14 protein-coding genes and 1 pseudogene are annotated in these 14,465 nt (G+C 66.8%); 5 read left to right on the plus strand and 10 right to left on the minus strand.

The features are described 5' to 3' along the window. Nucleotides 1-33: 33 nt before the first annotated feature. The 4 genes and pseudogenes from mmsA to AC1DKD_RS29570 form a co-directional block, all read left to right on the plus strand. Nucleotides 34-1,092 (plus strand): annotated as a pseudogene (gene mmsA / locus AC1DKD_RS29555) (CoA-acylating methylmalonate-semialdehyde dehydrogenase); the annotation flags it as partial. A 265-nt stretch (nucleotides 1,093-1,357) separates the two neighbouring features. Continuing rightward, nucleotides 1,358-2,257 (plus strand): 3-hydroxyisobutyrate dehydrogenase, encoded by a 900-nt coding sequence (gene mmsB / locus AC1DKD_RS29560; RefSeq protein WP_441636020.1) that lies wholly within the window; start codon nucleotides 1,358-1,360, stop codon nucleotides 2,255-2,257. Continuing rightward, nucleotides 2,254-3,024, plus strand: coding sequence for an enoyl-CoA hydratase (locus AC1DKD_RS29565; protein WP_441636022.1), 771 nt, complete (start codon nucleotides 2,254-2,256; stop codon nucleotides 3,022-3,024). Before mmsB ends, AC1DKD_RS29565 begins: the two co-directional genes overlap by 4 nt. 10 nt (nucleotides 3,025-3,034) lie before the next feature. Then, on the plus strand, nucleotides 3,035-4,174 hold the full coding sequence (locus AC1DKD_RS29570; protein ID WP_441636024.1) for an enoyl-CoA hydratase/isomerase family protein: 1,140 nt from the start codon (nucleotides 3,035-3,037) through the stop codon (nucleotides 4,172-4,174). A gap of 67 nt (nucleotides 4,175-4,241) precedes the next feature. On the opposite strand, the gene alaC is transcribed toward AC1DKD_RS29570, so the two are convergent. The 7 genes from alaC to AC1DKD_RS29605 all read right to left on the minus strand — a co-directional run bounded on the left by alaC (nucleotide 4,242) and on the right by AC1DKD_RS29605 (nucleotide 10,258). Next, nucleotides 4,242-5,498, minus strand: coding sequence for an alanine transaminase (gene alaC, locus AC1DKD_RS29575; protein ID WP_477144038.1), 1,257 nt, complete (start codon nucleotides 5,496-5,498; stop codon nucleotides 4,242-4,244). A gap of 99 nt (nucleotides 5,499-5,597) precedes the next feature. Beyond that, nucleotides 5,598-6,125: a 2-thiouracil desulfurase family protein gene (locus tag AC1DKD_RS29580; RefSeq protein ID WP_441636027.1), complete on the minus strand. Its 528-nt coding sequence runs from the start codon at nucleotides 6,123-6,125 to the stop codon at nucleotides 5,598-5,600. A 71-nt stretch (nucleotides 6,126-6,196) separates the two neighbouring features. Continuing rightward, nucleotides 6,197-6,652 carry a winged helix-turn-helix transcriptional regulator gene (locus AC1DKD_RS29585; protein ID WP_045239698.1) on the minus strand — a complete coding sequence of 152 codons (456 nt, stop codon included), beginning with the start codon at nucleotides 6,650-6,652 and terminating at the stop codon, nucleotides 6,197-6,199. A gap of 156 nt (nucleotides 6,653-6,808) precedes the next feature. Continuing rightward, a complete protein-coding gene (locus AC1DKD_RS29590) occupies nucleotides 6,809-7,630 on the minus strand; it encodes a siderophore-interacting protein (RefSeq protein ID WP_441636029.1) in 822 nt (273 codons plus the stop codon). A 63-nt stretch (nucleotides 7,631-7,693) separates the two neighbouring features. Further along, nucleotides 7,694-8,371 (minus strand): PadR family transcriptional regulator, encoded by a 678-nt coding sequence (locus AC1DKD_RS29595; RefSeq protein ID WP_477144039.1) that lies wholly within the window; start codon nucleotides 8,369-8,371, stop codon nucleotides 7,694-7,696. Nucleotides 8,372-8,584: 213 nt separating this feature from the next. Then, complete coding sequence (ycaC, locus tag AC1DKD_RS29600; protein ID WP_477102125.1) at nucleotides 8,585-9,211, minus strand: isochorismate family cysteine hydrolase YcaC; 627 nt, start codon at nucleotides 9,209-9,211, stop codon at nucleotides 8,585-8,587. Between the two features lie 159 nt (nucleotides 9,212-9,370). Next, the gene (locus AC1DKD_RS29605; protein WP_477144040.1) at nucleotides 9,371-10,258 is read right to left on the minus strand and encodes a pirin family protein; all 888 of its coding nucleotides are present in this window, start codon (nucleotides 10,256-10,258) and stop codon (nucleotides 9,371-9,373) included. A gap of 123 nt (nucleotides 10,259-10,381) precedes the next feature. Here AC1DKD_RS29605 and AC1DKD_RS29610 point away from each other — a divergent pair, with 123 nt between their 5' ends. Beyond that, a complete protein-coding gene (locus AC1DKD_RS29610) occupies nucleotides 10,382-11,290 on the plus strand; it encodes a LysR family transcriptional regulator (protein WP_441636043.1) in 909 nt (302 codons plus the stop codon). A gap of 105 nt (nucleotides 11,291-11,395) precedes the next feature. Here the strand turns inward: AC1DKD_RS29610 and AC1DKD_RS29615 are convergent, their stop codons facing one another. The 3 genes from AC1DKD_RS29615 to AC1DKD_RS29625 all read right to left on the minus strand — a co-directional run. Further along, nucleotides 11,396-12,352 carry a SphA family protein gene (locus AC1DKD_RS29615; RefSeq protein ID WP_441636037.1) on the minus strand — a complete coding sequence of 319 codons (957 nt, stop codon included), beginning with the start codon at nucleotides 12,350-12,352 and terminating at the stop codon, nucleotides 11,396-11,398. A gap of 241 nt (nucleotides 12,353-12,593) precedes the next feature. Beyond that, complete coding sequence (locus AC1DKD_RS29620) at nucleotides 12,594-13,550, minus strand: LysR substrate-binding domain-containing protein (RefSeq protein WP_441636039.1); 957 nt, start codon at nucleotides 13,548-13,550, stop codon at nucleotides 12,594-12,596. 545 nt (nucleotides 13,551-14,095) lie between these two features. Continuing rightward, on the minus strand, nucleotides 14,096-14,465 hold a 370-nt coding region (locus tag AC1DKD_RS29625; protein WP_477144041.1), incomplete at its 5' end, for a DUF2252 family protein.

Consider the following 14,465-nt stretch of genomic DNA (forward strand, 5'->3'; position numbering starts at 1 on the left):
GCATCACGCCGTTCAACTTCCCGGCCATGATGCATCACGCCGTTCAACTTCCCGGCCATGRTYCCGCTGTGGATGTTCCCGATGGCSATCGYSTGCGGCAACACCTTCGTGCTCAAGCCKTCSGARCAGGATCCGMTGTCSACCATGGAACTGGTCAAGCTGGCCGTCGAGGCCGGCGTGCCGGCCGGCGTGCTCAACGTCGTGCACGGCGCGCGCGAGGTGGTCGATGCCCTGTGCACGCACCCGGACATCAAGGCCGTTTCCTTCGTCGGATCCACCGCCGTGGGCACCCACGTCTACAACCTGGCCGGCGCGCACGGCAAGCGCGTGCAATCGATGATGGGCGCCAAGAACCACGCCGTGGTACTGCCCGACGCGCACCGCGAGCACACCCTCAACGCCCTGGTCGGCGCGGCGTTCGGCGCCGCCGGCCAGCGCTGCATGGCAACCTCGGTGGCGGTGCTGGTAGGCGCCGCACGCGACTGGCTGCCCGATCTGGTCGCCAAGGCCAGGACGCTCAAGGTCGGCGCCGGCAGCGAGCCCGGTGTCGATGTCTGCCCGGTGGTATCGGTAGCGGCCAGACAACGTGTAACCGGCCTGATCGAAGCCGGCGAGCGCGAAGGCGCCACCCTGCTGCTGGACGGCCGCAACGTGCAGGTACCCGGCTACCCCGACGGCAACTTCATCGGCCCGACCGTATTCGCCGACGTCACCACGGAAATGTCCATCTACACGCAGGAAATTTTCGGCCCGGTGCTGGTAGTGATCGCAGTCGACACACTTGACGAAGCCATCGCGCTGGTCAACCGCAACCCCTTCGGCAACGGCACCGGCGTATTCACCCAAAGCGGCGCGGCGGCGCGCAAGTTCCAGAGCGAGATCGACGTCGGCCAGGTCGGCGTCAACATCCCCATCCCGGTACCCGTGCCCTACTTCAGCTTCACCGGCTCGCGCGGCTCCAAGCTGGGCGACCTGGGTCCCTACGGCAAGCAGGTGGTGCAGTTCTATACCCAGACCAAGACCGTGACCGCACGCTGGTTCGATGACGCGACGGTGAACGATGGAGTGAATACGACCATCAGCTTGCGGTGAAACGAAGGGCGGCGGGCAAGCTTTCAGAAATTTGAAGGCATTGCCTTCTGCCGGCGCGATGCGAAGCGAGCCCCCCAAGCGATGCGAAGCGAGCCGTGAAGGTGTACCAGGCCGTATGGCGCGCCTTCTTTGCCTACTTTCTTGGCAAGACAAGAAAGTAGGTCGCCCCCCGCAGGGGGGTGAAACCGCCTTTGACTTTAGGTTTTTGACTCTAAAGCAGCCGCCACAGCCAAAACACAACCGATACAAAGAGTAAGGAGCCAACATGCACATCGCCTTCATCGGCCTAGGCAACATGGGCGCCCCCATGGCCCGCAACCTGCTCAAGGCAGGCCACACCCTCACCGTATTCGACCTGAACCCAACCGCCCTGTCAGCACTAAAAGCCGACGGCGCCGCCATAGCCCAATCCGCCCGCAAGGCAGCCGCCGAAGCCGACTTCGTCATCACCATGCTGCCGGCCGCCGCCCACGTCCGCGCCACCTACCTCGATCCCGAAGGCGTCCTCGCCGGCGTCCGCCCCGGCGTCCCCCTGGTCGATTCCAGCACCATCGACCCCGCCACCATCCGCGCGCTGGCCGCAGAAGCCAGCAAGCAAGGCAACCCGATGGCCGACGCCCCGGTCTCCGGCGGCACCGGCGGCGCGCAGGCGGGCACGCTGACCTTCATGGTAGGCGCCGAACAAGCCCTGTTTGAGCAACTGCAGCCTGTGCTCTCCGGCATGGGCCGCAACATCGTCCACTGCGGGGGCACCGGCACGGGCCAGGTCGCCAAGATCTGCAACAACCTCATCCTCGGCATCTCCATGATCGGCGTATCCGAGGCCATGGCCCTCGGCGTCAAGCTCGGCATCGACGCCGGCGTGCTGGCCGGCATCGTCAACACCTCCACCGGACGCTGCTGGGCCGCCGACACCTGCAACCCCTACCCCGGCGTGATCCCGGCCGCGCCGGCCTCCCGCGGCTACAGCGGCGGCTTTGGCGCGGACCTGATGCTCAAGGACCTGGGCCTGGCCGCGGACGCCGCCCGCAGCGTGCGGCAGCCGCTCTTCCTGGGCGCCCTGGCCCAGCAGATCTACCAGGCCGTGAGCCAGGCCGGCGACGGGCAGCTCGATTTCTCGGGCGTGATCCGCCAGTACATGACGCAAGAGGAGCCGTCGGCATGATCGAACACGTGATCGACGGGCATATCGCCCGCCTGACCCTCAAGCGCCCGCCCGCCAATGCCTTCAATGCCGAAGGCCTGCAGCAGCTGCAGCAACTGGTGGGCACGCTGAACGCCGACGAGCGCGTGCGCGCCATCGTCGTCACCGGCGACGGCAACCGCTTCTTCAGCGCCGGCGCCGACCTCAACGGCTTCGCCGACGGCGACCGCGCCCATGCACGGGTAATGGCGCAGCGCTTCGGCGCCGCCTTCGAAGCGCTGCAGAATGCGCGCCCCCTAGTGATCGCTGCCATCAACGGCTACGCGATGGGCGGCGGGCTGGAATGCGCGCTCGCCTGCGATGTCCGCATTGCCGAGGAACAAGCCCAGATGGCATTGCCCGAGGCCGGCGTCGGCCTGCTGCCCTGCGGCTGTGGCACGCAGACCCTGCCCTGGCTGGTGGGCGAGGGCTGGGCCAAGCGCATGATCCTGGCCAATGAACGGATCGATGCCGCCACCGCGCTGCGCATCGGCCTGGTGGAAGAGGTGGTGCCGGCCGGCCAGGCCCTCGACGCCGCGATGCGCCTGGCCGAGCGCGCAAGCCATGTCAGCCCGCGCGCGGCGGCCTACAGCAAGCAACTGGTGCACCTGGCCCGCCAGGGCGTGCCGCGCGGCCCCGCGCTGGCGCTGGAGCGCGAGCGCTTTGTCGACCTGTTCGACGGCGAGGACCAGCGCGAGGGCGTCAACGCCTTCCTGCAAAAACGCGCGCCGCAATGGCGCAATGCCTAGGAGCCACGCCATGCGCCTGAACCCGAACGACGCTGCGCAGGAACGCCCCGCCGCCGCCATGAACGCCGAGCCCGAAGTGCTGTTCCAGGAGATCAACGGCGTCGGCGTGATGACGCTGAACCGCCCGCGTCAGCTGAACGCCCTGTCGTACCCGATGATCGGCGCGCTCGATACGCAGCTTGCGGCGTGGGCCACGCGCGGCGACATCGCCGCCGTGCTGTTGCGCGGCGCGGGCAGCAAAGCCTTTTGCGCCGGCGGAGATATCCGCGCGCTGTACGACAGTTTCCACGCCGGTACATCGCTACGCCAGCAGTTCTTCGTCGACGAGTACCGGCTCGACTACCGCCTGCATGGCTATCCCAAGCCGGTGGTGGCGCTGATGGACGGCATCGTCATGGGCGGCGGCATGGGGCTGGCACAGGCCGCGCATCTGCGGGTGGTCACGGAGCGCTCGCGGGTGGCGATGCCGGAGACCGGCATCGGCCTGGTGCCGGACGTGGGCGCCAGCCATTTCCTGTCCAGGCTGCCGCCGGCACTGGCGCTCTATGTCGGGCTGACCGGCGTGACGCTCGGCGCTGCCGATACCTTGCTGTGCAAGCTGGCCGATATCGCCGTGCCCGCCGCGAGCCTGGAAGGCATCGAGCAGACCCTGGCCGGCATTCGCTGGACGGGCGATGTGCTGGCGGACCTGCGCGCCGCGCTGCCGGCAACGCCCCTTGCCGGCGGCGCCGATGCGCCATTGCAGGCGGCCTTGCCGGCCGTGCTGCGGCACTTCCGTCCCGACGCGAGCGTGGCCGGGTTGCTCGACAGCCTGGCGGCCGAGTCCGATCCGGCTTATGCCGGCTGGGCCGAGCGCACGCTGGAGATCCTGCGCGGACGCTCGCCGCTGATGATGGCCGTGACGCGGGAAATGCTGCTGCGTGGCCGCGACCTTGATCTTGCGGACTGCTTCCGCATGGAGTTGGGCGTGGTATCCCACGCCTTTACGCAGGGCGACTTCATCGAGGGGGTACGCGCGCTGATCGTCGACAAGGACAATGCGCCACGCTGGCGCGTGAAGACAGTGGGCGAAGTCAGCGAAGCCACGGTGCAATCGTTCTTCGATAGTCCGTGGCCGCGTGAATCGCATCCGCTGGCGTCGCTCGGCTGACGCCGCGCACGTTGCACGCCGGCATTGCGCCGGCGTGTCATCGAACCAGAGTCCAATCAGCGGCTGATCAGTCCTTCGGCTTCGGCGCGTGGCCGTGCGGCTGGTGCTCGTCCACAGGCACCTTCACCAGTCCGTCCGTGCGGAACATCGCCTTGATGCCCCGCACCGCCTGCCGGATCCGCGCCTCGTTCTCGATCAGCGCGAAGCGCACGTACTCGTCGCCGTAGTCGCCAAAGCCGATGCCGGGCGAGACGCAGACCTTGGCCTTGGCCAGCAACTGCTTGGAGAATTCCAGCGATCCCAGCGCGCGATACGGCTCKGGAATGCGCGCCCAGATATACATCGAGGCCTTGGGAATCTCCACCGGCCAGCCGGACTCGATCAGCCCGCGCGCCAGCACGTCGCGGCGCGTCTGGTAATGCGCGGCGATCTCCTTCACGCATTGCTGGTCGCCTTCCAGCGCGGCGATGGCGGCCACCTGCAGCGGCGTGAAGGTACCGTAGTCGTGATAGCTCTTCATGCGCGTGAGCGCCGCCACCAGGTCGGGATTGCCGACCATGAAGCCGATGCGCCAGCCCGCCATGTTGTAGCTCTTGGACAGCGTGAAGAACTCCACCGCAATATCCTTGGCACCCGGAACCTGCATGATCGACGGTGCCTTCCACCCATCGAACACGATGTCGGCATAAGCCAGGTCGTGCACCACGAAGATATCGTGCTTGCGCGCCAGCGCGATCACGCGCTCGAAGAAGTCCAGCTCCACGCATTGCGCGGTCGGGTTCGACGGGAAGCCCAGCACGATCATCTTCGGCTTGGGATAGCTGCCACGGATGGCGCGCTCCAGCTCGGCAAAGAAGTCCACCCCCGGCACCAGCGGCACCGAGCGGATATCGGCGCCGGCAATCACCGCGCCGTAGATGTGGATGGGATAGCTCGGATCGGGCACCAGCACGGTGTCGCCGCGATCGAGCGTGGCGAGCATCAGGTGGGCCAGCCMTTCCTTGGAACCGATGGTGACGATGGCCTCGGTATCCGGATCGATCTCGACGTCGTAGCGCTCGCGGTACCAGTGCGAAATGGCGCGGCGCAGGCGCGGGATGCCTTTGGAAGCGGAGTAGCCGTGGGTGTCGGGGCGCTGCGCGGCTTCGGTAAGCTTGGCAACGATATGCGGCGGCGTGGCGCCGTCGGGGTTGCCCATGCTCATGTCGATGATGTCTTCGCCACGGCGGCGCGCCGCCATTTTCAGCTCGGCGGTGATATTGAAGACGTAGGGGGGAAGACGATCGATACGCGCGAAGCGGCGCTTGCCTGCGGAGGCGGACATGGATTTTCCTTGAACGTAAGCGCCCGGAACCGTCCGAGCGACGCTGCCGGCCGTAGGTGCGGCCGACCGGAAGATCTTAGCGGCGAATACGCACGGCGTCTACGGGTTTTGCAACGCGGCCGGCGACGCGCCCGCGGTGCGGATCAGCGCCTCGATCTCACTTTCGTTCCACACGCGCACGCCCGCCTCGGCCAGCAATGCCGCGGCCACGCCCTGCCCCGGACGCACGGCGCCGCTGAACGAACCGTCGTAGTGTTCGCGGTTGCCGCAGGACGGGCTCAGCGCCTTGAGCAAGGCATGCTTGCATTGGCGCTGCCGCGCGATCGCCAGTGCGTCGCGCGCGCCTGCCGTGAAGGGCTGCGTGACATCGGCGCCGGTGGCGTCGCGCACGATGGCGGCACCGGCCAGCACATGCGCGCCGCTGCCGCCGACGATCTCGGCGGGCGGGCGCGGCGTGGGCAAGCCGCCCAGCGATTCGGGGCAGACCGGAATCAGGTCGAAATGCCGCGCCAGCACGGCCAGCACGGGCTCGGGCTGGGCCTTGGCCTGGCCGTCGTAGCGCACCGGCTGGCCGAGCAGGCAGGAACTGACAAGGAGCGCGGGGCGGGAGGAAGAATCCGTTGGCATGGCGATGCGGTGTGGACTACGTATGAATGAAGACCGAAGGATCGGCTACGTCTGCGATGGATTGCGCAGCGTCATGCCGCCTCGCCCACCTTCCTCACCACGGCGTCATCGGGCCCGAGCAGGCGGCCATCCTCGGCGCGCACCTCGAGCTGCCGCACAGGCTTGCCGGCCTGGCCATCCACCAGCACCGAATGCGGCTCGCCCGGCGCGAAGAAAAACGCCTCGCCCCATTGGCGCAAACCCACCACCACGGGAAACAGCGCCCGGCCTTTCTGCGTCAGCACGTATTCCTGATAGGCACTGCCGTCTGATGCTGGCACCTGCTCCAGGATGCCGTGCGCCAGCAGCGTGCGCAGCCGGTCGGACAGGATGTTCTTGGCCAGGCCCAGGCTGCGCTGGAACTCGCCGAAGCGCCGCAGGCCGTCGAAGGCATCCCGCACGATCAGCAGCGACCACCAGTCGCCGATCACGTCGAGCGAGCGGGCCACCGGGCACTCCGCACCTTCCAGGCTGGTTCGCCGGACCATATCGCAACTCCGTCTGCGCGCCGCCGGCACGGCGCCGCGGGCTGCGGCGCGCTGCGCTGGCGCCGGTTCCGGCACCCACGGCGAGGCGGTTGCATTGTAAAACCAGCCGATCCGGTCTTCAACCTCCGCGCGAACGGACGCCGCAGCCGTCAATCATCAGTCGTCGATGTTCTCATGCACGGCGGCGGCGCCGGCCTTCCAGTAGCTGGCGGCGCGGATGCGGCCCTTCTCGATGCCGCGCTCGCCCACCAGGTACTGGCGCACGGCACGGATTGCCGCGCCTTCGCCGGCGGCCCAGGCATAGCCCTCGCCGCTCGGCAGCGGGAGCTCGCGCAGCGCTTGCTCCAGCAAGCTGCCAGCGGTTGCACCCGCTGGCGCGCCGTCGCGGTGCTGCCAGCGGAGTTCGACGTCGGCGCGGCTGGGCAGCGGAATTTCGGCGGCGGCGTTGTCCACCGCCAGCACCACCAGCGCGCGCACGCCGGCCGGCAGTTCCTCCAGGCGCCTGGCGATCGCGGGGAGCGCGGTTTCGTCGCCCACCAGCAGGTGCCAGTCGAAGCCCTCGGGAATCACAAACGAGCCGCGCGGGCCGCCCACGCCGAGATGCTGGCCGGCCGCAGCCTGCGCGGCCCAGGTGGAGGCAGGGCCATCGCCATGCAGCACAAACTCGATGTCGAGTTCGCCCGCGACCGGGTCATAGCGGCGCGGCGTGTAATCGCGCGCCGCGGGTTTCTGCACGCCTTCGGGAAAGACCGGGCCGTTGGGGCCGGCTACCGGCAGTATGGGCTTGTCCTGTCCGGCCGCCGGGAAGAACACCTTGACGTGATCGTCGAAGGACGCGGAGACAAAGCCTTTCAGGTCGTCGCCGGCCAGCGTGACGCGCAGCAGTTGCGGGGAGACGGCCTGGGTACGCACCACTTGCAGCAGGCGCATCTTGAGTTCATGGCGAACGCGTTGCACGGTGAGGTCGCGAGTATGCATGGATCTCCTTGATGACTGGGAGTTGGAATTCGGGATATGGAGTGTCGGGAACCGGGTCAGCACTCAGGTAGCGCCCTGCCCGGCATTGATCTCCGCCGTGGCCCGCGCCAGGATGGCGGCGATGCGGCGCTGCTCGGCCGGCGTGGCCTCGGTGCGCATCAGCAGCGCGCGCTTGAGCGCCAGGCGCGCCTCGACGAACTCGGGCAGCCACCCGCCTTCGGCTTCACGCTCCTCGCCGCCCTCCGCCCCTTCGCCTGACAGCGCGCGCCGCACCCACTCCATCTTGCGCGCCACGTGCTTGAGCTTGTTGAGCATCAGCGCCAGCCGCTCGCGGTTGGCTTCGAGATGCGCCCGGCCCGGCTCCGCCAACTGGTAGCGCTTCTTGTTGCCCTCGGTATCCACGGTGGCATAGCCGACTTCTTCCAGGAACGTCAGCGCGGGATAGACCATGCCGGGGCTGGGCTTGTAGAAACCGTTGGTGCGGGTTTCCAGTGCCTTGATCAGTTCATAGCCATGGCTGGGCTTTTCCTCCAGCAGGGACAGCAGCATCAGCTGGAGATCGTCCGAACTGAACTTGCGGCCGCGGCGCCAGCTATCGCCGTCACCGTCGAAGCCGTCGCCGCCGCCAAAGAAGCCGCCCGGACCGCCGCCATGGCGATGGTGGCCAACAGCATGTATGRCATGGCGCGCCCCGGGCAACGAGGGATGGGCGGAGAAATGAGACGACAGGTGAGCCAGCATGTGATGGCTAAGCCTGCCCAGAAGCGGATGGTGACGCACGATCGCAACCCCTACTATCGAAAGACATATCGTAAGATATATATCTTAAGTAAGGATGTCAAGGCGATCCTGGCAGGCGCGGCCAGGGGAAACCGGCCCGCCGGGCCTGCGCCATTGCGCGCGCAGGCCGGTGAAACGCGGAGGGCCAGCGCCTGAAGCGCCGGCCCTCCGAGCCTACTTGGCGCCCTTTGCCGTGGTGTAGCTCGCGATCAGGTTGCGATAGTCTGGAATGTGATTGGAGAACAGCGTGCCCAGTCCCTCGATATCGTTGCGCCAGTCGCGATGCAGCTCGCAGGCGATGCCGAACCAGCTCAGCATCTGCGCGCCGGCTTCCGCCATGCGGCTCCAGGCGGCATTGCGGGTGATCTCGTTGAAGGTGCCGGAGGCGTCCGTCACCACGAAGACGTCATAGCCTTCGGCCAGCGCCGACAGCGCGGGGAACGCCACGCAGACCTCGGTCACCACGCCCGCGATGATCAGTTGCTTGCGGCCGGTGGCCTTGACCGCCTTGGTGAAGTCCTCGTTGTCCCAGGCGTTGATCTGGCCCGGCCGCGCAATGTAGGGGGCATCCGGGAAGGTCTGCTTCAGTTCCTGCACCAGCGGCCCGTTCGGACCATCTTCGAAGCTGGTGGTCAGGATGGTAGGCAGGTTGAAATACTTGGCCAGGTCCGCCAGCGCAAGCACGTTGTTCTTGAATTTGTCGGGCTCGATATCGCGGACCAGGGATAGCAGGCCAGCCTGGTGATCGACCAGGAGGACGGCGGCCTGGCTCTTGTCCAGGCGCTTGTACGGGGTAGTCATGCGAATCTCCTTTTTGAGGATTAACGATTAACAACGGTCAATCGCGATGAAGGCTCATCGATTGACGTTCAGCCGCGCCGGGAATCCAGCGTTTCGCGATCGGATGCAAACTGCCTGGCCTGCCGCGGCCCCTGAGGGCCGCCCCATCCTGATGCGCGCTTACTGCACGCGCCTCTCCTGCACTGCCTCGATACGCCCGAAGCGGCCGCTGCGCAGGTCCTGCAGCGCCTGCGCGATTTCTTCCTGCGTGTTCATCACGAACGGCCCATAGCTGGCCACCGGTTCGTCGATGGGGTCGCCATGGAGCACCAGCACCACGGCGGCGCTGGTAGCCTCCAGCGCAAAGGCGGTGCCCGCGCGGCCAAGCAGCACCATCTGCCCGGCCTGCGCGACCTGGCTGCCGTTGACCCGCACACTGCCGCGCAGCGCAACCAGCGCCACGGTGCGGCCCTCGGGCGCCTGCAAGTCGACATCCGCGCCCTCGCGCAACTGCAGATCCCAGACATCCATCGGCGTGAAGGTGTGAGCGAGTCCGCGCGCGCCCTGATGTTCGCCGGCAATCACGCGCATCCGGCCAGCGCCGCCCGGCAAGGGCAGCGAAGGAATGTCCGCCGACAGGATGGTCTGGTAGCCCGGCGCCGCCATCTTGTCGCGGGCGCGCAGGTTCACCCACAGTTGCAYCATTTCCAGGGTGCCGCCGGTGCGGGTGAAAGCTCCCGAGTGGAACTCTTCATGCAGGATGCCGGACGCCGCCGTCATCCATTGCACGTCGCCCGGGCCGATGCGTCCGCCCTGCCCGGTGGAGTCGCGGTGTTCCAGCTCGCCCTGATAGACGATGGTCACGGTCTCGAAACCGCGGTGCGGATGCTCGCCCACGCCGCGCTTGCGGGTGGCGGGCGTGAATTCGGCCGGGCCGGCATGGTCCAGCATCAGGAACGGGCTCATGTGGCTGCCAAGGCTCTGCTGGGAGAACAGCGTGCGGACTGGAAAGCCGTCGCCCACCCAGTGGGCATGCGGGCTGCTATAGGTGCCGATGATCTGCTTCATGAAGCTTCCTGGACGATGGGGGCTGACTGCGCCTCTGTTGAAGAAAAGCTTAGGCGGTCCCCAGGCCCGTCGGTAGTCGGCGTGCGCTATCCTCAGTGTCCTATTGATAGGACGATGCCCCCGATGCACCCCGACCTCAACGACCTCTTCTACTTCGCCCAGGTGGTGGATCACCAGGGCTTCGCGCCGGCAAGCCGTGCCCTCGGCATTCCCAAGTCAAAGCTGAGCCGCCGTATCGGCGTACTCGAAGAGCGCCTGGGCACGCGCCTGATCCAGCGCTCGACCCGGCATTTCTCCGTCACAGAGATCGGGCAAAGCTATTACGGCCACTGCAAGGCCATGCTGGTCGAGGCGGACGCCGCGCAGCAGGCCATCGACCTGACGCGTTCCGAGCCCCAGGGCATCGTCCGCCTGGCTTGCCCGGTGGCGCTGCTGCACGCGCGGATCGGCGCCATGGTGGCGGAGTTCATGGCGGCTTACCCAAAAGTGATCGTGCATCTGGAGGCCACCAACCGCCGCGTGGACGTGATCGCCGAGCGCATCGACGTGGCGATCCGGGTCCGCGTGCCGCCCTTGCGCGACAGCGATCTGGTGATGCGCACGCTGGGCAGGCGCGCCTGGTGCCTGGTCGCGAGCCCCACGTTGCTGGCCGAGCGCGGCCTGCCCGCCGTGCCGGCCGACGTGGCCGCGCTGCCGACGCTCGACTGGGGCCCGCCGCAACCCGCGCATAGCTGGCAACTGGAGGGCCCCGATGGCGCCGGCATGGAAATCCGGCACAGCCCGCGCCTGGTCACCGACGATATGCTGGCCCTGCGCCTCGCCGCGCTGGCGGGGGTCGGCGCGGTGGCATTGCCGAGCATGGTGGTGGAGGACGAGCTGAAGCAAGGCCGGCTTGTCATGCTGGTGCCGCAATGGCGGCCAAGGGGCGGCGTCATCCATGCCGTGTATCCCTCGCGCCGGGGGCTGCTGCCCGCGGTGCGCGCCCTGATCGATTTCCTGGCCCTGCGCTTCGAGCAGATCGTGGAGGAATAACGCCAGCGGGCAAGCCGGCGTGTTACCGGCGGCGGTCCCGGCACAGTCTTGTCGGCGCATTCCGCCAGCCGCTTCCGACCTCGGAACGGCTCTGCGCACAGCCCGCTAGAACACGAGCGTCGCCGTGCCCATGAAGGTTCTGGTACTTTCCATGCGATTCTGGCTCGCCACCGTCGGCACCCAGCGCAGGCCGAGCGAAAGCGTGCTCTTGGCAGCGATCCTGGTGTCGTAGTTGATGACCGGCCCGATCGCCCAGTCGTGCCCGCGGAAGCCATTGAGGCGATCCGCGGTGGGTCCGCTGTCGTTACCGAGCTGCTGCGTGGTGCCGACGATCAGCCCCGCGCTGAAGGATTTGGTGAACAGCTTGCGCGCCATGACGTCAAGCGTGAAGAGCGGCGCATTCTGGTAGTTGGTGGCGTTGTTGCGCGTGTAGAACTGCAGGCCGGAAACCACATCGAACTGCCACCCCTGCTCGGGCAGGATCTTGGTGTACGCCACCTGCGGCACAAAGGTCCAGTTGTTCAGGCCCGTGTTGGCCAGCGCGTTGGCATCGTAGCTGCCCGTGGGCGCCCAGATGTTCAGGCTCAGCGCCACGTGCTCGGTCTGGGAGAAGTGATAGCCGGCGATAACCGGTGTGAAGTAGATATCGAACAGGCCGGACGCGGTGTCCTGGCTGCTACCGTTGAAACGCCCGAGCGTCACGTTGGCACCCACCTTGTTCCACAGATAGGGCAGCGTGAAGCTGGAGGCAAAATTCCACGCGCCGGTCCTGGTGTCCCAGACCTTCATGATGGTGGCCAGCGTAAAGGCTACCTCGCCGCTGATGCCGAGCGAGGCCTGCCCCCCGATCGGCACCTGGCGTCCGCCGTCGACAGAGCCATTCAGGTACATCTCGGCCAGGTTGACAGCCAGGATCGGCTCCGGCGATACGATGCCGGCATTCGGCACCACGCTGGTGCCGGAAATGGGTCGGCCCAACGCGCCCTCCGTGGCATGCGCCGACACCGCAGCGAGCAGCAGTGGCAACACAATGGCGAGAGGCTTCGTCTTCCTGGGGTGCATTTAGGTTTTCCCTTGTAGTCGGGTGATCGGCAATCTTGTGTTGGCCGGCCGCTGGTTGCGCGCATCGCACCGCTCCGGCAAAGGTTACAGATTTTGCCCGAAAAGCGGTTTCGCCAGAATTGGTGTTTTTCCCGCCAGAGAAAAAAACCCTCGGCCGGGGTGGTCGAGGGCTAAGTGTGAAAAGGCGGGTCGCGAGGTCCGCCCCAGCCGCAGATCATGAGCAATCAGGCGCATGGCGCAATCACCTGACCGGGTGAGGTTCGTCACGCTGCCTGCCTTGCCCGGACTCGACATCGGCAACCAGCACGCGATAGAGATCCCGCGCCAGCGCTCTCGGCTGGGCAGCGCGACGGGCCGCGGCCGGGGCCACCACGCACAAGTGGACTGACGGGGGTGGCATGAATGGCACCGCCGGCTCCAGCACCGCGAGATGTCTTTCGGCCAGGTATCCCGGCAAGCCCACCTCGGGCAGCAAGGTCACGCCAAGCCCGGCGGTCAGCAAGTCCATCAGGACGCCGGCAGACTGCGCGCGAACGCGTGGCTCGCCGCCGGCCAGCACCGCGCGGAACCAGACGCCGAGATCCGCGGAAAGGCCCGGCATGCTGTCTTCCAGCAACCACGGCCAGGCATCAACCCTGGCCGCCATGAATTCGGCGTGGCGCAGGCGGGAGCATACGGGCACCATCCGGCAGCGCATTTCCACGCAGTCCGTGACCACCTGGAATGCGTCGTCCGCGCCAAGGGAAAGCCCGAGATGGATGTCCGCGCGGCGCAGTGCCTGCATCAGCGCGGCGTCCGTCGCCATGGGCACCAGCATGGCATCCATCAGCGGATGCATCCTGCGGACATGGCCAAGGACGTGCGGCGCCACCAGTTCCGCCACGCCCGAGACACCGATACGCAAGCTGCCGGACGCCTGCACAGCCGGCTCACCCGCGCGGCCGCCAACGAGGCTCGCCCAGATATCCAGCATGCCGCGCACCTTGGGCGCCATATCGACAGCCAGCGGCGTTGGACAGAGCGCCCCGTCGGACTGGACATGAAACAAGGTGCCGACCCGCTCTTCCAGCGAGTGCAACTGGTAGAGCACGGTAGCGCGGGATACCCGCTGCCTGTCCGCCACGAAGGCAATCGAGCCGGCATTCAGCAGGGCGATGAATGTCTGCAGCACGCGCGTGTTCACCCTGCGGGCAGGCATGCAGCTTCGCGGATCCCTTGCCGCGCCCACGCTTTCCTGCCCGCCCGTCCCATCTGCGCCGGGCACCCTGTCCGCCGATGTGATCGCATTCGATTGGCGCGAATCAAGGGCTTGGCGCATGGATGGCTCCGGAGCATCGTGATGAAACTGGCGCCTGCCCTGGCATCAGGCCAGTGCCCCACCTACCTGAGTCCGATATTTTGGAAAATTTGGTTTCCAGTCTCGGCGGCCGTGCTGGCGCGCTAGTCCTCAGTGACGAACTTTAGTTCTATCGTTTCCAATATCAACATTTTCCCCATCTGAAATCTATCGGCGTGTGTATTGAATTCTTCTGGAGGGGAAACGGGGGTCGATTGACGCTACATGCGGCGAATTCGCCACGCTTCGCGCAAACGAGGCGGTACTTTGCCTTGCTGCGCTGCGGAATGCCCCAGCCGTCCGCGCTTCTGGTCCGGACGGCTACCAAATTTTGCTAAATCTGGCGGGACCGGGACCGGCATGCCGCACAGGAGGAAATCCGGCTACTCTGTGCGACCTCTGGCGCCTTAGATGCGGAAATCCGCCGCCATGTCTGCATCCGTACGCGCCTCCAGGCGGCCAGAGCGGCAAGCGGCGACAAACACGTCATAGTCGCGCTCGACCTGATCCGCATACGCGTTCGAATACGCCAACAGCGCATCGGCCATCGCATCGCTATTGCCAAGGTAGCCGCTGATCTCCAGCGCCATCCCGCTGGCCTTGGCATGGGCTCGCGCCAGCACCCAGCCGCACACCGCCGCGAACTCGCTGAACAGTTCGATATCCATCAGTTCGATCTCGGGCGACAGCTTCATGTCGCGCAGTTGCCGCATATAGAAATGCCGGCCGGACGGCCCGTTGTTCCAGCCAAGGAACACGTCGCTGGCCGCCTGCATC

It is taken from the genome of Cupriavidus sp. 05T313, from assembly GCF_056396665.1.